Consider the following 26,622-nt stretch of genomic DNA (forward strand, 5'->3'; position numbering starts at 1 on the left):
TAATTTCACTCGATTCAAACAACACAAGTAGTGGTAATTAAATGAAAATGACAAGAACGTCGATCGCAATCGCAGCACTTTTCTCTGCAAGTGCTGCAAATTCAGCCGTAGTTTATGAAGATCAAGAATCAGTATTAAATATTCATGGCCGAGCGCAAGGGATGTATTATTTCTCTGATGATAAAAATGCTGACGGAGATAATAGCTACATTCGTGTAGGACTTTCAGGTGAGTCTAAAATAAATGAAGATCTTTATGCATTCGGCTTATATGAGTTGGAATTTAAGTCTAATCGCAGAGATGCTGATGGGATTGAAGATGATGAATTTGATATCCGAAAAGGCTATGTAGGCGTTGGTGCAGATTACGGAACAGTAAGTTATGGACGTCAATACGGTGCGGTCACTTTAGTATCTGACTACACGGATATTTTCCCGGAGTTTGGTAATGAAGCTGCTGGCGTAAGTGCGGATCTATATGGTACCGGTCGCTCCGATTCAGTATTTAAGCTAACGACAAGCTATGAAGGTTTGAATATTCATGTTAGCTATCAGGCTGAAAACGATGAAGTGTCAACAGATGCAGCCTCTTATGGTGCGGCGGCGGACTACAAGTTGCCATATGGCTTCAAAGTTGCGCTTGGTTACAACGAAGGTGAAGGGCAATCGGGTGCAGAAGATGCAGAGCTGCTAACGGGTGCTATTGCATTTGAATACGACAAGTTTTATGCCTCTGTTTTATACAGTGATGGTGAAAACTGGGCTAAAGATGGTTCTGAAAGTAATATTGATTACACCGGTATTGAAGCAGTTGCCACTTATGAAGTAACAGATAAGCTTTGGGCACTAGTTGGCTATAACAATCTAGAGCGTGATGATGAAGATGTCGTCGATTACTACTCACTAGGTGCAGAGTACGATTTGACTTCTAATTTTAAAGCACTAGCAGAATACAGAATTACAGATGTAGACAATGAAGACGATATTCTTGCAATAGCTGCGAGATATTCATTCTAAAAAATTAATAAATCTAAAAAGCCTGAAACTATTTTCAGGCTTTTTTATTTATCGGTGTAATTTAATAAGTGCTGATTTTCATCCATATATAATGGATTATATTGATCGTTACTTGTTTAAGTGTTTGAATATAATGGTTTTGTTAGCTAGTCCACTGCTAGTTTTCATTTTCATATTTTTTGAATGATGTATTTTTTCTTTGGCAACAAGAAGTGTCTTGTTGCCTTTTTTTATTTTCACTCTTTATGGTTAATTAAAAAAAGAGTCATTTTATATATTGCTATAAACGATAAAAATGTAACGACAATTGTCGATCTTAGATTTAGTTAATCTTCATAGAAAATTTAACTCAATTTCAAGGTTTTTTTTCATTTAAGTGATGTGGAATCCATATGGCGAACCAAGTGAATGATAAAGCGCCAAACGACGAAATGTATCTCAATGAAGATTGGAAAAATTATTTTTATGTAAACGATAGAGGTAGGGATTGATACTGTTTATGTAAGGAGAGAGCGATTTATGAAAAGCAGTCGTTTCAATATGATTAGACACCTTTACTTTCTTAAAATAGGAAGGGCTCTAAGAAAGTAAAGGTGCAGATGATTTTTTAGTTTTTACCGCCGTCACTTGTTCTGAAGTGATAATCGAAGTTTATGATTGCACGATATTTAACTTCATCACGGTTAAGTGCGTATTCTTCAACTCTCACTTTACTATCATCGATTGCAATATCACGAGGGAAACCGCTTCCAATGATGTTTAGACGATTTCTAAGTTCATGTTTTGATAGCGTTTGGTATTCATCGACAAGATCAAACGCAGAGCTATAAGCGGCATCTTTTGTCGTAAAGTCATTGAGAACAACTTTGTTTGTAGAGTGTTCGACATGAATACCAGCAGTAGCAGATAAACTGAATAATAATAGTGATGAGAGCGTCATTAGTTTTTTCATATAGTCACCTTTTTATTTGTATTACAAAGTCAAGATGTCCAACGAATCCTTGTTAATATCTCTCGACAAAGGTGATAGTGCCATTATAGAAATGTGCTGTACATCACATTTGTGACCATTAACTATGGAAGAATTGTCAACAATAAAACTCAAGCACTTTTGACATTACGGTCAATGTGAAAAAGCGAATATCTGTATGGTTTCGTTATTAATTAAACCACTCTCGGAAACGCTGACTATTCAGTCAAAGCGTATGTTTCTTGTCGTTATAGTGACCTGCCTACAACTTAATCACTTAATGCATGCAATTCAATTGCAATGGCTTGGTATAGATTTTCATTCAGATCTTCCAGCTTAGTAACGATCCTACAAATTCTAGTGATTAAAAAGTCATTGTTTGTGGTTTTTTATTCTATTGTCGTGTATAAAAAAACTTTACAACAAATGATAAAGGAATATCCATGAAAAAGTTATTGTGTTTTGCTGCACTGGGGTTAGCTGTTTCGACGACGGTTAATGCAGACCCAATTTTAGACGACATCAAAAGTACAGGGGAGCTAAAAGTCTGCTTTGATTCTGGGTATATGCCTTTTGAAATGACAGCAAAAAATGGGCAGTACATCGGGTTTGATATCGATTTGGGTAAGCAAATGGCGCGTGCCATGGATGTTAAGTTTGTGCCGGTAAACACTTCATGGGATGGCATTATCCCAACACTGTTGACTGGTAAGTGTCACATGATTATGGGCGGGATGACTATCACACCTATGCGAAATACTCAGGTGAATTTCGCTGATCCCTATGTGGTTATTGGTCAATCCATTCTCGTAGATCTCAAACATGAAGGTAAAGTGTCTAGTTACCGTGATCTCAATAGTCCAGAATATGTTGTTGCAACTAAGCTTGGGACAACGGGTGAGCAAGCGGTAAAACGATACCTTCCGAAAGCTAAGATAAATCTATACGAAACTCAGTCTGAAGCGGTACTTGAGGTTGCCAACGGAAAGGTAGATGCGTTTGTTTATGACTTTCCTTACAACTCTATTTATGTGGCGGAAAACAAAGGGCAGTTAATGCACTTGGCTAAACCGTTTACTTACGAGCCTTTGGGTTGGGCTGTGCCGCAAGGAAATCCAGATACGCTTAACTTCTTAAACAACTATTTACGTCAAATTAAGGGCGATGGAACTTACGATCGCATTTACGATAAGTGGTTTAACGACGATAAATGGTTAAAGCAAGTTAAGTAATCATTTTGTTATTGTAGAGGAGCGGCTAGCTTCTGGCTCGGTTCATCGCCAACCAAACGGTTCGTGCTGTGAAGCTAACGCTTTTCTTTATTCAAATACCCAACCAACTTTAATCAAAGTCATTCTCGGAATCACATGCAAAATAACTTTAAATCCCTATTGTGGAACGCTGTTTTTGTTCTTGTTTTGCTATCAATTTGCGGCCTTGTCTATCTGTCAGGTAAGCGAATCGATTACAGCTGGAATTGGGAGCGTGTCCTTCCTTATATTGCCACTAACGCTGCTTCATCCATTACCGCGCCTGTCGATGGGAACATCATTCTCGACGAGAATAACCAACTGGCTCTGGAGAGTATTCATGGTGATATTGTTCTTGAACTAAGCCAATATAAGTCTGTCGACGTCTATGAAGGTGATCTTATTTTTGAAGGAGATACCTTAGCAACTATAAAAGAGTGGCGCTCTGGCCCAATTTTAGATGGTGTTGTGACGACCATTAAAATCTCGCTCTGGTCACTTATCATTGCTCTAGCGTTGGGCTTAGTTGTTGGACTAATGCGCATATCCAGCAATCCGGCATTAAAAAAGCTGGCGCTTGTGTATGTCGAGGTCATTCGTGGAACGCCTCTTTTAGTACAGATTTTTATCGTTTACTTCTTTATTGGTACTGTGCTTGACCTTGAGCGTTTTACTGCGGGAGTGATAGCGCTCTCCGTGTTTACCGCCGCTTACGTCGCAGAAATTGTGCGGTCGGGAATCCAGTCAATCCCAAGAGGACAAATGGAAGCGGCGCGTTCACTAGGAATGAATTATCCCAAAGCGATGATTTATGTCATTTTACCTCAAGCGTTTAAGCAGACATTACCTCCCTTAGCCGGGCAGTTTATCAACCTGATAAAAGATTCCTCACTTGTCTCCGTGATTTCGATTACTGATCTGACAAAAGCGGGCAGGGAAGTCGTAAGTGGTAGTTTTGCCCCATTTGAAGTTTGGTTTACCGTTGCGGCCCTTTATTTGCTTCTAACTAGTACCTTATCTTGGGCAATACAAACGTTAGAAAAGAAATTGGCAGCAAGTGATTAATGGTGGAGTCATTAATGGAATACATTATTTCAGCAAAAACAATTAATAAAATTTACCCTAATGGCTGCCATGCGCTCAAGGACGTATCGGTAAATGTAGAAAAAGGGGAAGTGATTGTCATCGTAGGACCGTCAGGTTCTGGTAAGTCAACATTCTTACGGACGATCAATCAATTAGAGACAATAAATAGTGGGTCTATTATCGTAGATGGTATCGATATGTACCACAAATCTACGGATATCAATAAACTACGCGCTGATGTGGGCATGGTATTTCAAGGCTTCAACCTTTTTCCACATAAAACGGCGATAGAGAACGTCATGTTAGCACCTTTAAAGGTTTCTAAACGTGACCCTGAATCGGTGAAGAAAGAAGCAAAAGATTTGCTTTATAAAGTCGGTCTGTCGGAGAGAATGGATAATTATCCTAATCATTTATCAGGTGGACAGCAGCAGCGCGTCGCAATCGCTCGTGCGTTAGCAATGAAGCCCAACATTATGTTGTTTGATGAACCCACATCAGCACTAGACCCTGAAATGGTTGGAGAAGTTCTTGATGTGATGAAAGATTTGGCCAAGGACGGAATGACGATGGTAGTGGTTACTCATGAAATGGGTTTCGCAAAAGAGGTCGCTGATAGGGTGTTGTTTATGGAAGATGGTGAGCTTTTGGTTTCTGACTCTCCTGAGCGATTTTTTGATAACCCCTCCAATCCTAGATTGCAGAAGTTTTTATCTAAGGTCTTATAATAAAGAGAAAATTTGATTGAGGGCGAGTCCCTCAATCACTTCATGCACTATTGTTGCTCGTAACGCCCGCCTCGCCGAGAGACATAGATAATGGGCTTTTTACTCGAAGTTAATGGCGATAACATTATCTTGGTCCGAATGAAAGGTCTGGTAAATACTAGAGTGTTTAATCAGCCATTAAGTTTTTGTTCACTTTAAACATAACAATTTCATTTTGAATTGATAAAAATTGTGTTTGAATAGAGCTTATGGATGTTTGGCGGTATGGATGTCTAAATGAAGAAAGTAACAATTTTAGATGGTGGCATGGGGCGAGAGTTAAAACGTATTGGCGCCCCTTTTTCTCAGCCGCTTTGGAGTGCACAAGCGCTAATTGAATCACCACAGTATGTAAAAATGGCCCATGAGAATTTCATAGACGCTGGCGCTGAGATTATCACTGTTAACAGTTATGCATGTGTCCCATTTCACTTAGGCGAGGAACTCTATGCAAAACGGGGGACTGAGTTAGCAAAATCTGCAGCTAAAATTGCCAGAGATGTAGTCACCAGCTCTAACGGTAGAGTGCTCGTTGCGGGGTCTCTTCCTCCTGTAATGGGGTCTTACAGGCCTGAATTATTCGAGCCGAAAAGGGCACTGGAAGTGGCTTCTGAGTTATTTGAAGCTCAAGATCAATATGTTGATATTTGGTTAGCTGAGACCGTGTCTAGCCTCGCTGAAGTTGAGGTTCTATCAATAATTTTAGCCAAAACAGATAAGCCCAATTATATTGCTTTCACCTTAATGGATGAGCCTAACTCTTTGCCTCGCCTTCGCTCAGGGGAATCTCTTAAAGTCGCGGTTAATACGCTGTTGAAAACAAATGTTTCAGGTATCTTTTTCAATTGCTCTATTCCTGAAGTTGTCGAGCAAGCGATCATTGATACACAAGCAGTATTGAGTGAGTCAGGTAGAGAATTGACGATAGGTGTTTTCGCAAATAGTTTTGCTCCGATAAAGCAAGCGCACCAAGCCAACGAGACCATTCAGGAAGTTCGTCATTTCTCTCCGACTGAATATCTTGAGTATGCTAAAAAGTGGCATGCGCAGGGAGCAAGCATTATTGGTGGTTGCTGTGGGATTGAACCACGTCATATTAAATTGCTAGCGGCTTGGAGAGACACTCTCGAAAACGCCTAATTTTGGTGAAGTGCAGGGAAGCATGACAAGAGATTTTGTTTTTCATTCATCGTTATAGATAAAATAAAAGTCTTTCGTATCTGGCAAAGTAACAAGATGCTTTAACTTGCTCATTACTTTGCCAGTGTGCCTCGAGATTTTTATTAATTATTTTTGGTTCAGATTAACGACAATCTTTCCAACTGTTCTCTGATTTCGCATGTCCAAGAGTGCGTTACCTACATCCTCTAAGCCGATGATCTTCAGTTTCGGTACTTCCAATTCTCCATTTTCTAATAGCTCAGACACTTCCTTTCCGGCATTAACGATACTTGCAAACCCTCTCTCGCCAAAGACATGACCAGAGCCCAAACTTATTTGGTGGAAGCCCAAGCCTTTTAAGAAGGCATCTGGATATTGAGAAGGGTCGACAGTCTTGACGAGCTCCACCATTTCTCCCTCAAAGGTTAACACCGAGGCTGCAATTCGGTCGTTATCACCGCCTACACAATCGAGTGCAACCTCAACGCCATGATTTCCGGTAATGTCCATTACTCGTTGAACTACATCTTCATGATGATAATCAATCGTATGGGTTGCTCCTAACGAGGACAAATATGCGTGATTAGCTTCTGAACTAGTAGCAATGATCTGTTCAACACCAAATGTCTTTGCTAACTGAATAGCAAAGCTTCCAACGCCGCCAGCACCTCCGGCGATAAAAATGCTGCTTCGATTTGAAATATCGAGCTTGTCTACCAAAGCGCGATATGCGGTCCAGGCTGCGCAAGGTGTAGATGCTGCTACTTCAACCGGAACCTGAGGGTGCTTTATAAGCGTTCTTGAATCATGGATAGCAAATTCAGCGAATCCTCCGTGATGGCGTCTCATGTTTCCGTGATACAACACTTTATCGCCAACCTTCCAATCAACGACCGCATCGCCTACAGAGACTATTTCTCCTGATACGTCTAACCCGCCAACAAAATTGTTATCCATGTTAGTGACCATGTCTGACCAATAATGAATTTTTGCATCGACAGGATTCAAACCAACAGCGTTAACTTTAACCAATACATCAAATTGGGTTTCTAGTTTTGGTGTAGGTAATTCGGATAAAGAGAAAGTATCGTTATCTCGTTGGTAAGTTATCGCTCTCATAGGTTTTCCTTATTATTAAGAATGGTCGAAAGTCATACTAACTCAGAGGGTGGCTGCTGCAATAATTATGGTTTTTTCTTATTTTGATAATTTTAGGTTATGTTTGATAAAAAGGATTCGAGATGCTCTGAAATTATCATAGACAACCAGTCTGCATAGCTAACGACATGTAACTTTATGATAAGTAATGACTAGTTTTATTATTCCATTTTTATGGAAATATTCTGTTGATTTTTTGTTTTGTGATTCTATAATTCCAGAAATATCGAAATAAAGACTTGTCTATCAGGTAAGCTTGTTAGCGAAAAATGACGAGGAGAGTAAATGTGAATACAGAAATTATAACTATGGCTAAAGAAGCGCTGGATATGTTTGCGTTTCTAGCAACCGAACTTATCATCTTATTTCTGGCAATTAGCTACATTGTCGGTGTGTTGCAAGATTTTCTAACGCCAGAAAAAATTCAATCTATTCTCAGCTCGAAAAAGGGTAAAGGTTACTTCATTGCTGCGTTGCTAGGTTCGATTACGCCTTTCTGTTCGTGTTCGACCATTCCTTTCTTAAAAGGCTTGTTGCGTGCAAGAGCTGGTTTTGGACCTATGATGGTGTTCCTATTTGCAAGCCCGTTGCTTAACCCAGTGATTATTGGTTTGTTTGTGGTGACTTTTGGTTGGAAAGTTGCGGTATTTTACTTTGCTATCGCGATGTCAGTATCAGTGGTAGCAGGCTATGTACTTGAAAAACTAGGGTTTGAACGTTACGTCAAACCAGAAGCATATCAAGCGGTAGGTTCTTCTTCGTGCGGTACTTCTTGTGGCGATTCAAGCAAGAAAAAAGAAGAAGCGAGACCAGCATCAAGCTGTGATACCAGCGCCTGCAATGAACCTACGCCAGTTGCGGCGAAAACATCTTGTTGTGGTGATGCACCAAAACCTGAACCTAAAGTGGAAGTGTCTTGCTGTTCATCTGGCGGTAGTGCAACAGCGACAGTCGTGGAAGAGAAAGAGCCTAGCCGCTGGGTACGTATTTGGCAATCAACTTGGAAAGACTTTAAGCAAGTGTTCCCTTATCTCATGATGGGCATTGCGATTGGTTCATTTATCTATGGCTTCATCCCGACGGAGTTCATTGCGGAGTTCGCTGGTGAAGCGAAGTGGTACGCGATTCCGGTCGCAGCAATCATTGGTATTCCATTGTACATCCGTGCAGAGGCGGTCATTCCACTTAGCGCGGCACTAGTACAAAAAGGTATGGCTCTTGGATCTGTTATGGCGCTTATTATTGGTAGTGCTGGCGCAAGTCTTACAGAAGTGATTTTGTTGAAATCAATTTTTAAGAACCAAATGATCGCTGCCTTCCTAATCGTTATCTTAACGATGGCCATGGGAGCGGGTTACTTATATACGTGGGCTTTTTTATAAAAATAACCCTCGGGCGACTGCTCGAGGGCTCTGTTTTTGTCGCCATATAGGGAAAGGGAAGTTTCCTATACCGCGCAGGCTATAAAAAGATAAAGAGGTTACTCGTAAATACTATAGGAGAAATACTTGCTGGCGATGGTTTTATGCTTACCGCTTTGGATCAATTTTTGTATTCCGCTATCGAGTAATGCTTTTAATTCTTTGTCTTGTTTTCTCACTGCTACGCCAATGCCACGGCCGAACCACTTTTCCTCTGTAAACGCTGGTCCAGTAAAGTGATAGCCTTCACCTTGTGCAGTTTCAAGAAAACCAGCACTTAAACCGATTGAGCCGCCAAATACAGCATCTAACCGTCCATTGAGTAGATCGGTAAATGCCTCATCGAACGTACCATAACGACGAATATCAATATCTGGATACAAGGCAGAAAGGTACTTATCACCAATTGTGGCTCTTTGAACTCCAATAGATAAACGATTTAGGCTGCCGTCATCCATGTTGATTTCTCTATCATTTTTCATTACAAAACGAGTCGGTACTTTTGCATAAGGGACGGTGAAATCGACTTTCTTTTCTCGTTCTTCTGTGATTGTCATTGCAGCAATAATCGCATCGTTCTTGCGACTAAGGAGAGAAGGGATGATGCCATCCCAATCCATTTTTGAGATAACGCACTTTACTTCTAACTCTTTGCATAACGCGTTAGCGAGGTCGACTTCAAACCCTTCTAGCTTTCCCTCTTTTGTCGTCCAGCTAAATGGTGGGTAAGCCCCTTCAACAGTGAAGCGAATTTGTTTCCACTCTTTCGCATGGCTGAAAACTGAAAATAAGCTAATAAACAATACGACTATCCATTTCATAAACGTTTCCTTGTAACTATTTGGAAACCAATGTTTAACACAAAGTAAGCAAATATCAATGAAAGTGCATATATGTGTGACCTTTCGCCCGCATTGTGTGAGCGAAAGGTTTTACGTGTATTACAGCTTATCTTCAATAGTTACGAGGGGAACTCTCGTTGAGACAGCGTGAAGTGCAATGTTGTGAATCATTTCATCGACCGTGGTACAGCTATCCATTAAGATCGAAACATCATACTTGTCCGCAGATTTTGAGATAGCAGTATGTGTCACGCAGTTTTGTGTCATCATTCCGCATACAAGTAACTCCGTTACATTTTTGCTTGCCAATACTTCTTCTAAACGTGTTCCTTCAAAGCTATCTGCGAAGTGCTTTACCACGATTTCGGAATTCGGCGCTAAAGCAAGAACTTCTGGGTGAATATTGGCACCGTCGCTGCCTTCATTGAAGAATGGGGCAATACCCATGGCAGGGTCGGCAATATGCTGAATATGAATCACAGGAATGTTTTGCTCATTGGCTTTAGTTATTGCTCTCTTAACATTGTCTAAAGTCGATTCTGTATTCCATAAAGGAAACTTTCCTTCTGGGAAATAGTCGTTTTGCAAATCAATTACAAGTAGGGCTTTTTGAGTCATTTTCTTTTCCTTTTATTGAGGATCATTGCGGTACGAATAATATAAAGACTTTTAGCTACCTTCTTTAGAGTCTAAAATGACACAAAAGAGTCAAAAAGCGACACTTGAAGATAAATGAAAATAGCACTCGTTAATTACCCAGATAGCTCGCAAGCCTCCGTATATGGTTTAAGCGAACTCTTCGAGATGGCAAACCGTGCGGCGGCTAAATTGGGCGTTGATGTGCACTTTGAAGTAGAGATATTGGATCACTGGTCAAACACGCACTTCGATGTGAAAACAGCGGTAATGATTCCGCCTAGCGGCACTGGTCAATATTACTTAGAACCAGAGCCAGAGCTACTCGACTGGTTAAATGTCCAATATAGTAAAGGTGCGATTTTAGCCTCCGCCTGCGCTGGTACTTTTATTCTTGCTCAAACCCAGTTGTTGACCAATAAGTCTTGTACGACACACTGGGGCTTGGCTCCTTCATTAGCGAGTCAGTTTCCCGATATCCACGTAAGACAAGAAGCCATCCTTATTAACGAAGGAACGATCATTACGGCTGGGGGTATGATGTCATGGGTGGATTTAGGTTTGGAGTTGGTTTCCTTATTTGCGTCACCGGAAGTAATGCGCCTGTTAGGAAAAATGTTGGTTATTGATACTGGTCCGAGAGAGCAACGCTTTTATCAACAGTTTACTCCAAACTTCCAACATGGTGATGAGGTAATTGTTCAAATACAGCACTATATAAACGATCATTATCAAGGAAAACTGAGCAATAAAGAGCTTGCAGAGTTGAGTTGTTTAACAGAAAGGACATTGCAGCGACGCTTTAAAAAGGCGACAGGTTTCAATGTTAACCAATACATACAAAGCTTAAGAGTACAAAAAGCTTGTGATTTACTTGAGTCGACAACCCTAACATTTGACGCAATATCATTTAGAGTGGGTTACCAAGATGTGAGCGCGTTCAGGAAAATATTTAATAGAATCGTAGGTTTAACACCGAAGTCGTTCAGATCTCGGTTCTGTTCATGAACGCCAGAAGTAAGATAATGTTGGTATTAAACATTTATAACTCAGAAGCAAACACCGCATATTTTTACAAGCTGGCTTAGCGTGATGAAAAGGGATAACAAGCTAAGCCAACCGTAGCGCACTCCTAATTACTGAACATTTTGTAGAATGCTTAAAGGGTTCTCAAATTACAATGACTTGTATAGGTCGTTGTTAATCACAAAAGCTATGTGATTTCCAAAACCAGTTTCCCAATATGTTGCTTGCGTGAAAATACTTCTTGCGCTTGACCTATCTGGTTCAAGGGAAATGACTCCGCGACTAAGGGACGAATTGCGTTCTGTTCGATATAGCGAACCAAGTTACCGAATACTTCTGGTGCCAAAACGGTACAACCAAATAACGCTAGGTCTTTAAGGTAAAGAGTTCTTACATCCAGCTCGACAATTGGGCCGCCTATGGCGCCGGAAACAGCGTATCTTGATCCTGGCTTTAGTACCTGAAGAAATTGTGGCCACTGCTCTCCTGCGACCAAATCAATCACTACGTCAACGCTGTTTTCTCCGAGAGTCGCTGTTAAATTTGCATCGCGAGGGATAACTTGGTTTGCTCCTAATGCCGTGATCTGTTCTTTCTTTTCTGGGCTGGCGATAGCAATGACGTATGCTCCACGCGCCTTCGCCAGTTGGATTGCGGCAGAGCCAACACCGCCGGATGCCCCTGAAATCAGTACGGTATCGCTCGCTGTGACATTAGAGCGGACAAGCATGTTCTCGGCAGTTGAATAAGAACAAGGGAAGGAGGCCAAATCGATATCCGATAAACTACTATTCACAGCATATGCATGTTTACTGTCAACAACAGTGAACTGAGCAAAGCCACCATCACATTCTGAACCGAAGTACCAAGGCGAGCTAAGTGCTTGACTGTTGAAGCGCGTAATACATGGTTCGATGAGCACACGCTGACCGATTCGTGATGGGCAGATATTCTCACCAACAGCGACGATGGTACCGCATACATCGGCACCTTGGATTCGAGGGAGAGATAGCGCGTCTCCTGACCAACTTGCATCCATGCTATTGGCGTCATTTTTAGAATACCATGCTGTTCGGGTATTGATGTCGGTGTTATTGACTCCGGCGGCGGCAACTTGGATCAATACATCATCAGGCGAGGGGACTGGCACAGGTATATCATCGCGGTAACGAAGCATATCTGGCCCACCATGACCGATAAGTTGGACGCCTTTCATGACTTTCGGGATTGTGGTCATTGATTGTTCTCCTTCATTAGTTCTAGCAGAGTGTGTTCAGCGGATGCAAAGGCAGCGTGACCGAGAACCGGCCATGCGTTGGATAGACCTTCATGTAACAAGAAGAGTGTGGTTGCGAGGTCTTCTCGCTGACTTAGTTGGACCATAAGCTGACGAACCGCCAATTTGTGTTGTTTTACTGCTTGATTAATAGATAGATTTTCTGGATAGGCTGCTAATGCATTGATGGACATGCAGCCATTCGGTGCAAACTCCTTCATCCAATCCTCGAGGCGAGTGAATAGGTGTAATACAGCCGGTGTTCCATTGGCAGGGGCGTCTTCGAGCAAAAAACTCAAATACCTTTGATGGCGATGCTCGAGAGCTGCAACAATCATCGCTTCCTTGGAGGGGTAGTATTTGTACAGGGTTCTCAGGCTGACTTCGCAGGCGTTTTTGAGTTGGGGTACGCTAGGCTCGGCGAAGCCATACTGACTGAATGCTTTTTCTAGGCTTGCTGCGATTTTTTCTTTCACTATTTGATACACCAGGTAGAACGTTTGTTTTACCCAAGGGTAGAATAAACTTTCTACCTCAGTCAATGGTGTATTTAAACTCTGTATTGAAAGCCCGACGTAATGCCGGGCTAATTTAAGTGATTTTTATAGATTCGGAACGTGAATCAGTGTGCCGTTGCGTGCTGTTCTCCACGCTTGTCTAGCATTCCGCTGAAACGGGTTAGTAGTAGAGCACCTAATACTACGATCGCGCCAATCCAAGGTGTGTGCATCAGCCCAGCATTGGCCACGATAAGGCCACCGCCCCAAGAACCCAGTGCAATACCTACGTTAAATGCAGCAATGTTGAGACCAGAAGCGACGTCGACTGCATCAGGTGAATATTTCTCTGCTAGTTTGACAACATAAACTTGAAGTCCTGGAACGTTACCAAAGGCAAAGGCACCCCAGACAAGAATGGTCACTACTGCAGAAATTGGATTAAATGCTGTGACACTAAACACGAGCAATACCACAATTAGGCCCGAGAAAATCGCTGTCAGAGCTTTGATTGGCCCCATAGAGTCGGCCATCTTTCCGCCCCAGATGTTGCCGAATGCGACTGATACACCATAAACCAACATAATTAGGCTGATAGCGCTAGAGCCAAACCCCGAAACTTCTTCCAAAATAGGAGCCAAGTAAGTGAAGGCTGTGAACGTACCACCGTAACCGAGCGCGGTGATTGCGTACACCAAAAGTAGACGAGGTTGAGTCAAGACTTTTACTTGCGATGACAGCTTGGTTGCTGGTGGTTGTTTCAGATTACTCGGCACTAGCAGAGCGCTTCCTATCAGTGCGATGATTCCAAGGATCGCGACGATTAGGAAGGTTGCCTGCCAACCAAATGTCTGGCCAATCCAGGTGCCAAGTGGCACGCCCGTCACTAGAGCTACGGTCAGACCGGTAAACATAATAGCAATTGCGCTAGCGGCTTTTTCTTTTGACACTAGGCCAGTGGCGATAGTCGAGCCGATCGAAAAGAACACACCGTGTGCAAGCCCGGTCAGTATCCTTGCTGTGACTAGAGTGTTGTATCCAGGTGCTTGCCAGGCTAACAGATTGCCAAGAACAAACAGTGCCATAACAGAAAGCAGAACGTACTTTCTTTTCCAGTTACCAGTCAGCGCTGTTAAAACGGGAGCACCAACCGCGACACCAAGTGCGTACAGGCTAACTAAAAGACCCGCTGAAGGTAATGATACGTTGAGGTCGGAGGCCATAGTCGGTATCAGACCGACAATTACAAACTCCGTGGTTCCAATAGCAAAGGCGCTAAGCGTCAATGCAAGTAAAGCTAAAGGCATAACAACTCTCTCTTATAATCATTGAATATGAATGGATAAACGAATAGCCCGTTTCCATGCCGTGTATTATTAAAGAGTTATTCGTTGCGAAAAATGGTGTTTATTACAAAATACTTTTGCTATAAATGATGGAAATGCGCAATTAAGAAAGGGGATGAAATGTTAACCCGATCAGATGAATTAGAGATTCTTATGGCAGTTGTGGATAGTGGTGGATTTTCTTCCGCTGCTGATGCACTAGGTATTCAAGTCGCTAGGGTATCTCGTGCGGTTAGTAAAGTTGAATCACAGTTGGGGGTAACCTTGCTGAATCGCACGACACGCAGAGTGGAAGTTACTGAGGAAGGGCATCAGTTTGTTGAAGCGGTTCGCTTAGGTTTACTACAAATACAGCAAGCTGAAGAAGAGATCATCACACGAGGTGAATTACCCAAGGGGCGCTTAAGAGTTGATGCCGCTAGCCCATTTGTTTTACATCAACTCGTGCCGTTAATTCAGCCATTTAAAGAGGCTTATCCTGATATTCAACTCGATCTTACCTCTAATGAGGGTTTTGTGGATCTATTGGAAAAAAGAACCGATGTGGCAATACGTATTGGACGATTATCGGATTCAACACTGCATGCTAAACCTTTAGGAACAAGCCCACTATTTATCGTTGCCACGCCTGGTTATTTATCTAAACGAGGTTTCCCTGAAGCGGTGAGCGATTTGCGCAGTCATAACTTGATCGGTTTTTCTGGCGCTAAAGTGTTAAATCAGTGGCCATTACGAGGGTTTGAGATGATAGAGCCTGATATCCTATCCAGCAGTGGTGAAACGGTTAGACAGTTAGTGCTGGCAGGGAACGGCATTGCATGTTTATCTGGCTTTATGGTGAAAGATGATCTTGATTCTGGACGGTTAGTGGCATTGTTTGAATCGGAAAAAATCACAAATACTGGACGAGAACAGGTCAATGCTGTCTTCTACAAATCTTCTTCAGTCTCTAAACGTATTTCCGCGTTCATCGACTTTATTCAACCAAGACTTACTTTAAAATAACTCTATTATTGTTGTTTTAACAAAAGATTTTTGTCGTTATTGCAGCTTTTGTTTTTCCAAGTGCCAAGCCTAGCGTGCCACCCCTTAGTAAGGTGGCACATATTTTTATTTGATCTTAGTTAAAGCGTGGCAACACGTACTGAGCGATCTGTTCCATTGATTTCTCAATTGGTTGGCTATTACGACGGAAATGCAACCCGATGTGATTGACTCCTGCTTCTTGCATTTTTTCTAGCTCATCGCTCAAGCCATTGACTCCGGCCCGGATACCAAAGTGATGCCGAACGACTGGTGCATTTGGGTTATCGACTAAATCAAGATGAATAAAGCTGGCGTAGGGTTTGTTTCCCGCTACGGAGCGCCAAAGTACAACGCGGTGTTCATGATCATCAGGTGTGCCTGGGTAGGCGAGCCAGCCGTCTAGGTTTTCTCCTATCCATTGTGGACTTTGCTGCGCTAACCCTGCGACATAGATAGGAATATCAGCAAACTCGGGTAATAACTGTAGATCGTTACCCAGCTTATCATTTTGCGTATCTTTCAAAATCTCTACACTTTCTCGAAAAGCCGAGCCACGGCTGTCAAAGTTAGCGTTAAAAACGGGATATTCACTAGGACGGTCTCCACTAGCCACACCGAGTATCAGGCGGTCACCACTTAACTCGTTGATGGTCGCAGCGGCTTTTTTCACTAGCCAAGGTTGTCTTAACGGTAATACTATCGCTGCTGTCCCTAGTAGAATGTTGTCGGTGCACGCAGAGAGATAGCCAAGATAACTGAACGGTTCATAAATTTGTGCCGCGTCTCCAAAGTTAGGGTCGTACAACGGGACATCTCTCACCCACGCTACGTTAAAGCCTAACTTATCGGCTAACATAATACGCTGTTTATGTGCACTCATGTCTGGTACGCCGAACGGTTTTCGTTGGAGCAGGCGTTTTTTCTGGCCTTCTTGGGTCCAGTCATTATCTAGGGGGAGCTCAACCCCGATGGTGAATCTGTTACTTAAATCTTTATGCATTATGAAGCCTGACTATTACTGTGAGTACTAGGAGGCAAGGTGCCTCCCTGATATTCAGGACACTATGAGATTTTTGTTGTGAGAAAAAGCGGCAAAAAGACAAAAGTGTTTTGCCACAAACAGCGGTGGTCTTTAAAGGAACTGGTGGTTCTCTACCTTGATTTCTTGCTTGATGAAGTCAATAAAAGAGCTGATCCGGCGTGAGGTACTGGCATTTTTGTAATACACCGCATGAACGGGCTGTTCGACATTATGCGTGTGTTCACTAAGCACGCCCACTAAGCGACCAGCTTGTCGGTCAGAGTAGGTCATAAAGTCAGACAGGCAAGCTATCCCCGCACCATGTAAGGCTAAACATCTTAGCGTCTCGCCATTATCAGATCTTAGGCTACTCATAATACGCAGAAGTTTGTTCTTATCATCCATGATCGGCCATTCCTTAAGATACTCCGGCTTGTTGAATCCAAGTAGCTTATGATTGAGTAACTGATCTATTGAGGTTGGAGTACCATGTTGTCTTAAATACTCTGGACTCGCGACGATTCGAATCCGACTTTTACCAAGAAATATCGCGCGCATGGTTGAGTTTTGTAGCTCACCGATACGAAAAGCAACATCGGTTTTTGTTCCCAAAAGGCTAATATTTTCTTCATTGGAATTGAGATCGATTTCGACTTCTGGATACAAGCTCTGATATTTAGCAATGTGCGGCGTTAGTACGTGCAGTAAGAAGGGGGTAGCTGCGTTTATTCGTAGGAGGCCAGAAGGCTTATATTTCTGGCTTTTCAGTTGTGCTTCGGCATTCTCTACTGCTTCTACAATATGTCTGACTTTATCGAGGTATATCGTTCCTTCATTAGTAACATCTAACTTACGGGTTGTGCGATTTAACAAGGTCGTTTCGAGTTTGGCTTCTAGCCGAGATACCGATCGACTCACCGCCGAGACGGTCATCGATAACAGTTCAGCCGCAGAGCTGATTGAACCCGTATCGACCACGGCCATAAAGGTGCGCATTTCATCTAGAGTAGCTTTCATTGTTGAATATATTTCAAATTAGATTTGAGTATTGTTAACTTTACGGAAAGTTTCTTGCGGCGTAAAGTTTTGCTTCGAATCAACTATAAAATCGATAATTCAGGAGATTTAGATGAAAGTACCATCATTTGGCGTCGGCACGTTTCGTTTAGAGGGTGAAGTAGTTAAGGATTCAGTCCGTAATGCGTTAGAAGTGGGTTACCGCGTAATTGATACTGCACAGATTTACGGTAATGAGGCAGAAATCGGTGAAGTATTGACACAGTCCGGTATTGCACGTGATGAGCTATTCATTACGACCAAGATCTGGGTTGATAACATGAACACGGAACAACTCATTCCAAGTCTAAAAGAGAGCTTAGAAAAGCTAAATACAGATTATGTGGATTTGACCTTGATCCACTGGCCTGGCAATAACAATAACTTGAACGAATACATGGCTTCATTACTTGAAGCTAAATCGCAAGGGTTAACCCGTAATATTGGCGTATCCAACTTTAATATTGACTTGTTGCAACAAGCGATAGAAGTGGTTGGTAAAGAGAATATTGTTACTAACCAAATCGAGCTTAGCCCTTATTTGCAAAATCGTAAGTTGGTCAGCTTCATGCAGGAAAACGATATTCAGGTAACGTCTTACATGACCTTGGCATATGGGAAAGTACTTGGGGACCCAACTATTGCAGGTATTGCTGAGGACTATCAGGCCACGCCAGCTCAAGTCGCGCTTGCTTGGGCTTTGTCAAAAGGTTACGCGGTGATCCCGTCTTCAACTAAACGAGATAATTTAGCAAGTAACCTGAAAGCACTTGAACTTAATCTGAGTGAAGAGGCGATTGCAAAGATAGATGCGTTGGAAAGAAATGGCCGCGAAGTAAACCCTGAAGGGCTAGCGCCTGAATGGGATGATTGAGTGAGTTTCACAGGAAATCATTGCCTAAATGACGCCTCTGCAATCGCTGACTTCCTCAGCGTTTGACAGTAGTACAACACCATAGACGATAAGGGCTCGCTTGTCTGACGATAGTGCGAGCTTTTATCTTTTTGGCCTATTGGTTTACTGTATTCTCCCGGCCCTCAATTTGGCCGGGAGACGTCATTTAGAGATCAATTACCATTCGATTGTAGAGCCATCAAATACGCGGAAGCTTCCGGATTGCTCAAGTGTTAGCTGTTCTGCGACCGAAACAATGCCTGCAACACTTTCCTCGGCAGAAAAGGTTGCGTCCTCACCGCCCATATCGGTTTTTACCCAGCCGGGATGAACTGCGACAGTTTTTACTCCTCGCGATTCGAGATTGCGTGCTGCTGATACTAGAACCTGATTAAGCGCTGCTTTAGATGCTCGATAACTGTACATGTTACCTGAACTGTTATCGCTTAAACTCGCAACTCGGGTTGAGATTCCCACGATGGTTTTGTGCTGACTTTTCGCAACGTTGTCTTGTAGGGCTTGAATTAGCAGGGCAGGTGCGACGGTATTTATGTTTAGTACTTCTAGCCATTTTTTCTGGGTCATTTCGCCAAGCTTTGCACACTCTTCGCCTAATACACCTGCATTAAGAATTAAATGATCGAGCGGACGATCCGCTAATTGAGTGGCTAACTGATCGATATCTTGTTGGTTAGTGACGTCTAGAGCCATCAGTTGAAGTTGATTAGATTGGGTTACTAGTTCATTGAGCTGCTTAGCATTTTCTGGTGAACGACAAGTTGCGATAACTTGCCAACCTTTTCCAAGGTAGTGGCGGACAAATTGCAAGCCTAAGCCACGGTTAGCGCCAGTGATTAATACAGTAGACATCGCTTCTCCTACGTTGTTGAGTTGAACAACGACTATATTAGAGGCGACGTATAAGCATGTAATCAAAACAGTACAAAAATGGCCTAAGATTCGACATTGTCAAACCTTAAAGTTTGAGAAAGATGCTGGCAAAGTGTTTTAGCCTAGTGACCGTCAGTTCGGAGGCAGCACCGCTGACACCTGCAACAGCAACGACCTTACCATCCAAATAAAGGGGGATCGCTAAGCAATTGAGGTTTGGCTCTGCCTCTTCTAAATCGAGTGCGTAACCTGATAATACAACCTGATTAAGTTCAGTTTCTAACGTGGGGGATATTTGGCTTTCAAGGCGCAATGTTCGGCGAAGCTCATCATCAAAACTAAGAAAAACCTTGCCGATCGCAGATGTTGTGAGTCCTTCTCGTTTCCCTCTCGGGCTACGGATAGTAAGAGGGTTATCCTGCTCTATAGCATCGATATACAAGTACTCTTTAGCGCCACTTTGTACAGCGAGGTAAGCAGTGTTGTTAGTCATTTGGGCCATTTTTTTCAGCAATGGAACAAAATGTTGTCGGATAGCTTCGTTTTTTTGTTCAATCGGCTTAGACAGTTCATAGCATCTAAACCCTAGGCTGTAGCTATGGTTGTGTTTGGATACATATCCAAGAGAGTGTAGAGTCGCAAGTAACCCGTGAACAGTCGTCTTATTTAACTGGATCGCATTACTGATCGTCTGTAATGATAGGGGAGACTCACTCATCGAGAGCAACTCGAGGATTAGAAAACCTCGCTCTAGAGACTGAATGTTTTTTCTTGCCTTGGGCACAAAGACTCCTTGATGATGGTGTTGCATCTGAATGGCTTACTGATGCTTCCACCTATAACAAACCACTACGCTGGTGGTTTGGTTTTATTAGAGAATATACTCAGCACTTAAACTGATCGGCTCGTTGTATGCATCCACAAGGGAGTTTTTTCCTTGCTTCTTAGCATTGTATAACGCTTGGTCTAATATCGAATAGAGCTCATCAAAGTTGGTGAGTGGCATTGAGGTTGATAGATAGGCCAGACTCGCAGATATATTCAATTGATGGTTATTAAGCGAATGTACACTCTTTTCTGAAATTGTTTTATGCAGACTTTGTATTCTAAAGGGAACGTCAATCTCATCGACGTTTTTCAATAGCAAGATAAACTCTTCTCCACCTAAACGACCCAAGTACTCTCCCTTATTAAGTTTAGCTTTAAGCGCTTTGCATACCTGTTGTAGTACTAAGTCGCCAGTCGGATGACCATACTGATCATTAATCGCCTTAAAGTCATCTAGATCGATTAATGCTAGAACGTAGCGGAAGTCTCCTTCCGCTTTGGAGGTTTGGCTTTTAATCGTCTCTATAATTGCCGCTCTGTTTAATGCACACGTTAAGCTGTCTATTTTGGCTTTTAAGCGTGTTTGTCGCTGAACCATCAATGCCAGAGCGAGGAGAATCAATAAACAGAAAACAACAAAATTATAAGTGCGTTGTTGGTCTGTGAGTTTTTCAAACTGGTACTGACTTAGAAGAGTTTCGTTGTTCAACTGCGCGACTTGTAGATCATATTCATACTCTTTTTTAGTGAGATCTAGTGCCTCTAACGCCTTGATATTACTCGCGTCTCGGTTCGTTAGTTCAATCGTCGAGTAGGCCTCGTGATGCTCCAGTGCCTTTTTGTAATCATTTTGAGCTTGGTATGCTTTTGAGAGGAGTAATTGGGCTTGCGCTTGCAATAAGGGCCTAGCGTTTTTTACCGCTAATCTTAACGCTATTGTACTGTGTTCAATCGATTTTTCGGGTGTATGGTTCTTTAAATATGCCAATCCAGCAGCCAAATGACCCTCTGTTTCAAGGTGCGTATTCTCATAAGTTTGGGCAATGTTTAATGCTCTTCCAATGTAATCTACCGCGGTATCCAATTGCCCAGAATCGGCCAAAGCAGCAGATAACCCTAAATAGGTCAACCCTTGCCCGTATGGGTAATGAAGTTGTTCGAGAATCGTTAGTGCATTTTTGTAGTGGCTGATGGACTTATCGAGTTCTTTGGATTTTCTGTACATCGCTCCTAGACTATGTTCGACTTGCGCAACTTCAAGAGGTGTCCCTTCATCTTGGCGAACCAGTAAGGCTTGAATGAGATATTGCTCTGATTGTTCAAATTGCCCCAGCTCTGCAAGTAAATTGCCGACGTCATTGTAAATCCCTGAAGGATCGCTTTGCGTCGACATGTTGGCCATCAACTGTCGATACAAACTTAAGGCTTTTTCATAGTCACCGCGGTAATTGTAGTTATTTGCTACCACGCGCAAAGCGAGATCAACAGGGAAGTTTTCTTGATGCTTATGATTTAAGTGGCTCTCTAAGGATGAGCAATAAAAGTTTGCTTTGTGATAACGACCTTGTTGATTCAGCGTATAACAAAGTTGATAGTTCATCAGAGCCTTGCCTTCGGAATCGGATATTTTCTTCATTGTCTGTCGCAAAGAAGAAAAGCTATCTACTGAGGCCTCGTAACTACCATGCTTACGTTCATTTAAGGCAAGAATATATTCTGATTCTAATTGAGAAAAAGGGTTGTCTAAGACTTGACTGCTGCCGTAGTAAGGCTGATTTATGTTTGACATATATTCATAAATCAATCCACTTACGTAGAGCTTTTCGCTGTCCGATTTCGCTGTATGGTAGCGATCTTGAAGCATGCTCAATGCCGACTCAGGGTTGCTTCGTAGTGTGGTTTGGTAGACAGAGTGCCACTGTGTGATATTTTGGTTTGGTTCAATATCTTGAGTGTCGCTTGCATATACTGGAGTGAGCAAAAGTGACGCAAGCAAGGGATAGAGCACGCGCATGTTTAAACGAGCCTTTAATTTAAGGTGCCTTTAAAGTTGAGTTATCATAGCGCTTTTAACGCATCAGCGTTGTGATTGAGTTGGGTGTACTAAGAAAAAGAGTAGTAAAACTATGCACTTGGTCGAGATATTGAAAGAAGAGGCATAAAAAAGAAAGACCTCAACATAAAGTTGAGGTCAGAAATCTTTAATCAATGTAAAGCTTTGCTAGATCTTGAGGCTCCATTTCTTTGCCTTCTAACTGATCGTTCCAGTTAGTTCCAACAAGAACACCATCTTCAGCAAGAGTCAAAAGCCAATCTTCAACAAAGATATCTAATGGGATTTCTAGTACAGTAAAATCTGCCCATTCTTCAACATTATGTGCTTCTGCATCTTCTTTAGAAGACCAGAAAGGCATGACTTCGCTGTTTTCGAATTCAGTTGAATCGCAAGATAGCCAACCTTCTTCATTGCGTAGACCCCAAACCAATTGGTTTTCTTTCGTTTCTGCAACAAAAAGGTCAAGGTTCGCTTGGATATCTGATGTAAGTTTGCTCATTTCAAAACTCTCGTTGTTATGACGTGGCTAGAGTAACACTAAAGTGCCGATTCCTAAAGCATAATACGGTTGTCGAAATGAGTAAAAATAAAGGAGCCGAAGCTCCTTTTCTGAGGTTAAGTATTCACTCGTTTTTGTTTGCTTTGTGCTTGCAGAGCAAACAAAAACAGGTACTTTACCTTTCTGGAAGAGTTGTGAATATTGTCCACTCTCTTTTTATCTCGCCTTTGTAACCAACGACTGATGCGGTTACTCGACGATTTAAAGCATGGCTGACTTCATCGGTCCCTTGCTGTGCTAAGTGAGTGTCACCAAAACCAACAATGCGGACTCTACTCGGTTCGATGTCGTAGCTTAGTAGGGCTTCACGGACATTGCGTGCTCGTCTTTCAGAAAGATCTTGGTTATGCTTTGAACCACCAACTTTACTAGCATAGCCGTGCAGCTCTATCGAAGTAGTAGGGTACTCTTTTAAAAAGTCGGAAAGCTCTCGGACTTGTCTTCTGAAGACTGGATTGATCTCATCAGAGTCGTTAGCAAAAAGTATCCGCACTTGCATGTTATCTGATGCTTTAATGTATTCTCCACAACCGTCGTTGTCGACCTCTGAGCCTTCAGGTGTACCTGGGCACATATCTCGAGCATTGATGACACCATCGTTATCGTCATCTTGCAAATCTGCTATTTGTTCTGCATTTGGTACAGGACGATACTCATATTCGTCTTCAGCAACAACGTGTTGAGTGATGGCGAGCATACCCAATGCAAATAGAATCTTCACTGGTTTCATGATCAGTACTCCACCTTTTCATTCCATTCTGTAGGTACATCGACACGCAAGGCATTTAACAATTGGCCAGTCGCGTTCATAACGCGGTACTTGGCGTACTGCTCTGAGTATCGAGCATCCAAGTAGTTCTTTCTCGCTTCGAAAAGTTCGTTTTCAGTATTTAACAAGTCCAGCAGAGTGCGTTTTCCAATGCGATACTGCTTTTCGTAGGCGATGACAGTTTCAGAGGCCGAATCTACGTGATCCGCTAGGAACTCTTTTTGTTGAAGTGTTAAATCTAACGCACTCCAAGATAGACGAAGACCTTCTTCGACTTGGCGGTATGCACGTTCTCTTAAGTCTTTTGCTTTATTTAGTTGGTAGGCAAAACTTTCAGCGTTGGCTACGTCACTACCACCGTTAAAGAGGTTGTAACGCATACGTAACATTGCTGTTGTCTCTTCGCTGCTTCCTTCAATACCGCTTGTATCATCACGCCATGTTTGAGCCGCTTCTACCGATATCGTTGGGTAGTAAGCTCCCTTAGATTGCTTGTATTGGAACTTTGCAGAGTCCACATCAGCTACCGAGATTTTGATTACTGGGTGTGACTCGAATGCCAAGTCAATCGCTTCATCGATGGTGTAGGGAATAAAGTTTTGGTCCGCTCTTGGGAAAATCAATCCTTGTGGTGACTGTCCGACAAGGCGTGTAAAGGTGGTGTGGCTGTCATATAAGTTGTTCTGAGCTGCCACCAAGTTACCGTGAGCCTTTGCTAAACGAGCCTCTACCTGGGTTAGGTCTGCTGTAGAACCGATACCTGAGTTAACTCGCTTTTTAATGTCTTCATAGATCTTCTTATGCACTTTCAAGTTATTCTCGGAAAGTGTAAGAATTTCATAAGCTTTTACTGAGTCTAAATAAACTTTCGCGACCTCTAGAGCGGTGTCTTGGGCATCAGCTAGAAGTTGATAACGGACCGATTCAGCATCAGCTGCTGTTCGATCCATATCATTAAGTGTCGCTGAGCCATCCCATATTAGCTGGGTTAGTGTCACGGTGGCTTCTTTTCTTGTCAGGTCGGTTGAATCTCGCCCTGACTCTGCGGGTTTGATTCCTTCGTAACCGATACCGGCATCTAAGTCTACGGATGGGAGGTAAGCACCACCAGATGCTTCATTCACATACTGCTTGCTAACGAATTCATTGAACGCACTTTTGATGTCAGGATTGGTTTTTAATGTGTTTTCAACCGCTTGCTCTAGCGTTTGCCCAAACGCATGACTAGCGGTGAACATACCAATACAAAAGGCGTTGGCACGAGTCCACTTCACTGTGATTCTCCTAGATAATGGTAAAAATTCTCGAGGTGATAGGGCTTATAAGTGGAATACTTATAAGGGCGTCAATAATTTAGCGCACAATAACATTAATATGCGATGAAGTAACCTGTTGATTCGCTGTTCATTTGTTTCAATTTTGATAAATCAACCTACTAAATCTGCCTAAAACTTGAATTAAGATCTCAAATTAAAGATGGAGGTAATAGCTAGGAACGTGTGTCCAGATTTTAATAAAATAAAACACTTATGCATCTGGATTCTTATTGATGTATGACACATAATTACTTTATTGAGCATCAAATTGCTGTTATTGCACTATATATTCGGGCAATATATAGCAAATTAGTATTGTTAGTCAAAAACTTGACAGTTATTTAGGGTTAAGGTTTATATGGATCGTACAGCATTAGTGCCACTCGGTAATCAAGTCGTCGTAATAGGTTTGGATGGGCAGCTGAGAGTCCTTGCAGAAGGACAGCAGCCTCTACCAGGTGAAGTGGATAGTGGCAATGACAGATGCTGCGCCTCAAGACCTGAAAATTCAGCTTGCTCAAGAGCAAGGTTTAAAAGATATTTCAGACGATGTAGCACAGATTATTAGTGCTATTGAGCAAGGTCAAGACCCTTCTGCTATTGATGAAGAACTCGCACCTGCAGCGGGTGAAAATAGTGGCTCCAGTTTGCAAAATAGTGCCACGATTGTACGAGATGGTACTGAAGTGCTAGCCTCAACAAACTTTGAAACTATTGGCTTAGAATCCCTCGGCTTATCTGAAACTCAAGCGTTGACCTTAAATGACTTCTTCACAACAGGTATCGAGACAAGTGGGGATGGCTCAAGTAAGCCACTTACTAATTCTCCAGTGACATTAAGCGCTGTTGAGGAAGATAGCGATCCAATCACGATAACTACTGAAGAATTACTATCTAATGTCAATATTGATGATGCCGATACTCTTGTCATTACAAACGTCACTATTGAGAGTGGGAATGGCACCTTAATTGATAACAGCGATGGCTCTTGGACTTACATCCCAGAAGCTGATGATGACACTGAAGTGTCATTCTCCTATGACATCATTGATGATGATGGTGGTGTTATTAATGGCACTGCTAACTTAGATATTACGCCTGTTAATGACGCGCCAATAACAACTAATGATGCGATTCAAACTGACGAAGATTCCCTGGTTGTAATTGATGTGCTCGCTAACGACAGTGATATTGAAGGTGATGATTTAATCATTACCTCTGCTTCTGTACCAGAAGAGCAAGGTATCGTTGAGATTATCGATGGTAAGCTTGTTTTCACTCCGGCTGAAAATTTCAACGGTAATGCAACGATTAGCTACACCATCTCAGATGGTGAGTTAGAGGATGAAGCTCAAGTTTCGGTAACAGTAAACTCAGTTAACGATGCGCCTATTGCCTCTAATGATACAACAATTACAGAGGAAGATAGCTCAGTAACGATTGATGTCCTGCCAAACGACACCGATATTGATGGTGATAAGCTGTCGATTGAATCAGCGTCTGTACCTGAAGCACAAGGTACAGTTGAGATTGTTGATGGCAAACTGGTCTTCACACCGGCTGAGAACTTCCATGGTGATGCCGAAATCACTTACACCGTTAGCGATGGTGCACTGACTGACCAAGCGACGGTCAACGTCACGGTGAATGCGGTGAACGACACGCCTGTGGTTGAGAGCAACCTCGCAGACCAAACCTTGGCGGAAGATTTCACGCCATACAGCATCGATCTAAATACCGCTTTCAGCGATGT

At 42.4% G+C, this 26,622-nt stretch carries 25 protein-coding genes; 10 read left to right on the forward strand and 15 right to left on the reverse strand.

Annotated features, from left to right (window positions below):
* The first annotated feature begins 41 nt into the window (after positions 1-41).
* Positions 42-1,016 (forward strand): porin, encoded by a 975-nt coding sequence (locus tag R7F64_RS18145; RefSeq protein ID WP_005377322.1) that lies wholly within the window; start codon positions 42-44, stop codon positions 1,014-1,016.
* Between the two features lie 607 nt (positions 1,017-1,623).
* Here the strand turns inward: R7F64_RS18145 and R7F64_RS18150 are convergent.
* Positions 1,624-1,968 carry a DUF3316 domain-containing protein gene (locus R7F64_RS18150; protein WP_005377323.1) on the reverse strand — a complete coding sequence of 115 codons (345 nt, stop codon included), beginning with the start codon at positions 1,966-1,968 and terminating at the stop codon, positions 1,624-1,626.
* Positions 1,969-2,429: 461 nt separating this feature from the next.
* Here R7F64_RS18150 and R7F64_RS18155 point away from each other — a divergent pair, with 461 nt between their 5' ends.
* The 4 genes from R7F64_RS18155 (at position 2,430) to R7F64_RS18170 (ending at position 6,229) form a co-directional block, all read left to right on the forward strand.
* A complete protein-coding gene (locus tag R7F64_RS18155) occupies positions 2,430-3,218 on the forward strand; it encodes a transporter substrate-binding domain-containing protein (RefSeq protein ID WP_005377324.1) in 789 nt (262 codons plus the stop codon).
* Between the two features lie 135 nt (positions 3,219-3,353).
* The gene (locus R7F64_RS18160) at positions 3,354-4,301 is read left to right on the forward strand and encodes an amino acid ABC transporter permease (RefSeq protein ID WP_005377325.1); all 948 of its coding nucleotides are present in this window, start codon (positions 3,354-3,356) and stop codon (positions 4,299-4,301) included.
* A 14-nt stretch (positions 4,302-4,315) separates the two neighbouring features.
* Positions 4,316-5,050, forward strand: a complete 735-nt coding sequence (locus R7F64_RS18165) for an amino acid ABC transporter ATP-binding protein (RefSeq protein WP_005377326.1) — start codon at positions 4,316-4,318, stop codon at positions 5,048-5,050.
* A gap of 276 nt (positions 5,051-5,326) precedes the next feature.
* Positions 5,327-6,229: a homocysteine S-methyltransferase family protein gene (locus R7F64_RS18170; protein WP_169629155.1), complete on the forward strand. Its 903-nt coding sequence runs from the start codon at positions 5,327-5,329 to the stop codon at positions 6,227-6,229.
* Between the two features lie 147 nt (positions 6,230-6,376).
* Here the strand turns inward: R7F64_RS18170 and R7F64_RS18175 are convergent, their stop codons facing one another.
* Positions 6,377-7,369, reverse strand: a complete 993-nt coding sequence (locus R7F64_RS18175; RefSeq protein ID WP_005377328.1) for a zinc-binding dehydrogenase — start codon at positions 7,367-7,369, stop codon at positions 6,377-6,379.
* Positions 7,370-7,716: 347 nt separating this feature from the next.
* Between R7F64_RS18175 and R7F64_RS18180 the strand changes: the two genes are divergently transcribed.
* Positions 7,717-8,790 (forward strand): permease, encoded by a 1,074-nt coding sequence (locus tag R7F64_RS18180; protein WP_238939341.1) that lies wholly within the window; start codon positions 7,717-7,719, stop codon positions 8,788-8,790.
* Between the two features lie 98 nt (positions 8,791-8,888).
* Here the strand turns inward: R7F64_RS18180 and R7F64_RS18185 are convergent, their stop codons facing one another.
* Together R7F64_RS18185 and R7F64_RS18190 are read right to left on the reverse strand one after the other, a co-directional pair.
* Positions 8,889-9,650: a transporter substrate-binding domain-containing protein gene (locus tag R7F64_RS18185; RefSeq protein ID WP_005388903.1), complete on the reverse strand. Its 762-nt coding sequence runs from the start codon at positions 9,648-9,650 to the stop codon at positions 8,889-8,891.
* A 120-nt stretch (positions 9,651-9,770) separates the two neighbouring features.
* Entirely contained in the window at positions 9,771-10,289 is a 519-nt protein-coding gene (locus tag R7F64_RS18190) for a cysteine hydrolase family protein (protein WP_005377333.1), read from the reverse strand.
* A gap of 114 nt (positions 10,290-10,403) precedes the next feature.
* Between R7F64_RS18190 and R7F64_RS18195 the strand changes: the two genes are divergently transcribed.
* On the forward strand, positions 10,404-11,315 hold the full coding sequence (locus R7F64_RS18195; protein ID WP_115386010.1) for a GlxA family transcriptional regulator: 912 nt from the start codon (positions 10,404-10,406) through the stop codon (positions 11,313-11,315).
* 205 nt (positions 11,316-11,520) lie between these two features.
* Here the strand turns inward: R7F64_RS18195 and R7F64_RS18200 are convergent, their stop codons facing one another.
* The 3 genes from R7F64_RS18200 to R7F64_RS18210 form a co-directional block, all read right to left on the reverse strand.
* Positions 11,521-12,570: an alcohol dehydrogenase family protein gene (locus R7F64_RS18200; RefSeq protein WP_182039736.1), complete on the reverse strand. Its 1,050-nt coding sequence runs from the start codon at positions 12,568-12,570 to the stop codon at positions 11,521-11,523.
* Positions 12,567-13,088 carry a TetR/AcrR family transcriptional regulator gene (locus tag R7F64_RS18205; RefSeq protein ID WP_031777252.1) on the reverse strand — a complete coding sequence of 174 codons (522 nt, stop codon included), beginning with the start codon at positions 13,086-13,088 and terminating at the stop codon, positions 12,567-12,569. Before R7F64_RS18205 ends, R7F64_RS18200 begins: the two co-directional genes overlap by 4 nt.
* A 143-nt stretch (positions 13,089-13,231) precedes the next feature.
* Positions 13,232-14,413: an MFS transporter gene (locus R7F64_RS18210; protein WP_017635963.1), complete on the reverse strand. Its 1,182-nt coding sequence runs from the start codon at positions 14,411-14,413 to the stop codon at positions 13,232-13,234.
* Between the two features lie 159 nt (positions 14,414-14,572).
* Between R7F64_RS18210 and R7F64_RS18215 the strand changes: the two genes are divergently transcribed.
* Positions 14,573-15,457 carry a LysR family transcriptional regulator gene (locus R7F64_RS18215; protein ID WP_005377338.1) on the forward strand — a complete coding sequence of 295 codons (885 nt, stop codon included), beginning with the start codon at positions 14,573-14,575 and terminating at the stop codon, positions 15,455-15,457.
* 115 nt (positions 15,458-15,572) lie between these two features.
* On the opposite strand, the gene R7F64_RS18220 is transcribed toward R7F64_RS18215, so the two are convergent.
* Together R7F64_RS18220 and R7F64_RS18225 are read right to left on the reverse strand one after the other, a co-directional pair.
* On the reverse strand, positions 15,573-16,478 hold the full coding sequence (locus R7F64_RS18220) for a TIGR03571 family LLM class oxidoreductase (RefSeq protein WP_047102674.1): 906 nt from the start codon (positions 16,476-16,478) through the stop codon (positions 15,573-15,575).
* 132 nt (positions 16,479-16,610) lie between these two features.
* Positions 16,611-17,516 (reverse strand): LysR family transcriptional regulator, encoded by a 906-nt coding sequence (locus tag R7F64_RS18225; protein WP_017635966.1) that lies wholly within the window; start codon positions 17,514-17,516, stop codon positions 16,611-16,613.
* A gap of 112 nt (positions 17,517-17,628) precedes the next feature.
* On the opposite strand from R7F64_RS18225, the gene dkgB reads away from it, so the two are divergent.
* Entirely contained in the window at positions 17,629-18,429 is an 801-nt protein-coding gene (gene dkgB / locus R7F64_RS18230; RefSeq protein ID WP_318071958.1) for a 2,5-didehydrogluconate reductase DkgB, read from the forward strand.
* A 198-nt stretch (positions 18,430-18,627) separates the two neighbouring features.
* Here dkgB and R7F64_RS18235 read toward each other — a convergent pair whose 3' ends face one another.
* The 6 genes from R7F64_RS18235 to R7F64_RS18260 form a co-directional block, all read right to left on the reverse strand.
* Positions 18,628-19,320, reverse strand: coding sequence for an SDR family oxidoreductase (locus R7F64_RS18235; protein ID WP_054730597.1), 693 nt, complete (start codon positions 19,318-19,320; stop codon positions 18,628-18,630).
* 106 nt (positions 19,321-19,426) lie between these two features.
* Positions 19,427-20,125, reverse strand: coding sequence for an IclR family transcriptional regulator (locus R7F64_RS18240; protein WP_017635969.1), 699 nt, complete (start codon positions 20,123-20,125; stop codon positions 19,427-19,429).
* Positions 20,126-20,212: 87 nt separating this feature from the next.
* A complete protein-coding gene (locus tag R7F64_RS18245; protein WP_318071959.1) occupies positions 20,213-22,183 on the reverse strand; it encodes a tetratricopeptide repeat-containing diguanylate cyclase in 1,971 nt (656 codons plus the stop codon).
* A gap of 187 nt (positions 22,184-22,370) precedes the next feature.
* Positions 22,371-22,724, reverse strand: a complete 354-nt coding sequence (locus R7F64_RS18250; RefSeq protein WP_005377352.1) for a DUF2750 domain-containing protein — start codon at positions 22,722-22,724, stop codon at positions 22,371-22,373.
* Between the two features lie 175 nt (positions 22,725-22,899).
* On the reverse strand, positions 22,900-23,514 hold the full coding sequence (locus R7F64_RS18255; RefSeq protein ID WP_005377354.1) for an OmpA family protein: 615 nt from the start codon (positions 23,512-23,514) through the stop codon (positions 22,900-22,902).
* A gap of 2 nt (positions 23,515-23,516) precedes the next feature.
* On the reverse strand, positions 23,517-24,827 hold the full coding sequence (locus R7F64_RS18260; protein ID WP_318071960.1) for a TolC family outer membrane protein: 1,311 nt from the start codon (positions 24,825-24,827) through the stop codon (positions 23,517-23,519).
* A gap of 518 nt (positions 24,828-25,345) precedes the next feature.
* On the opposite strand from R7F64_RS18260, the gene R7F64_RS18265 reads away from it, so the two are divergent.
* Positions 25,346-26,622, forward strand: a 1,277-nt coding sequence (locus R7F64_RS18265; RefSeq protein ID WP_318071961.1) for a cadherin-like domain-containing protein, incomplete at its 3' end; no start/stop codon positions are given.

This window comes from Vibrio sp. Vb1980, assembly GCF_033338615.1.
Taxonomy (GTDB): domain Bacteria; phylum Pseudomonadota; class Gammaproteobacteria; order Enterobacterales; family Vibrionaceae; genus Vibrio; species Vibrio alginolyticus.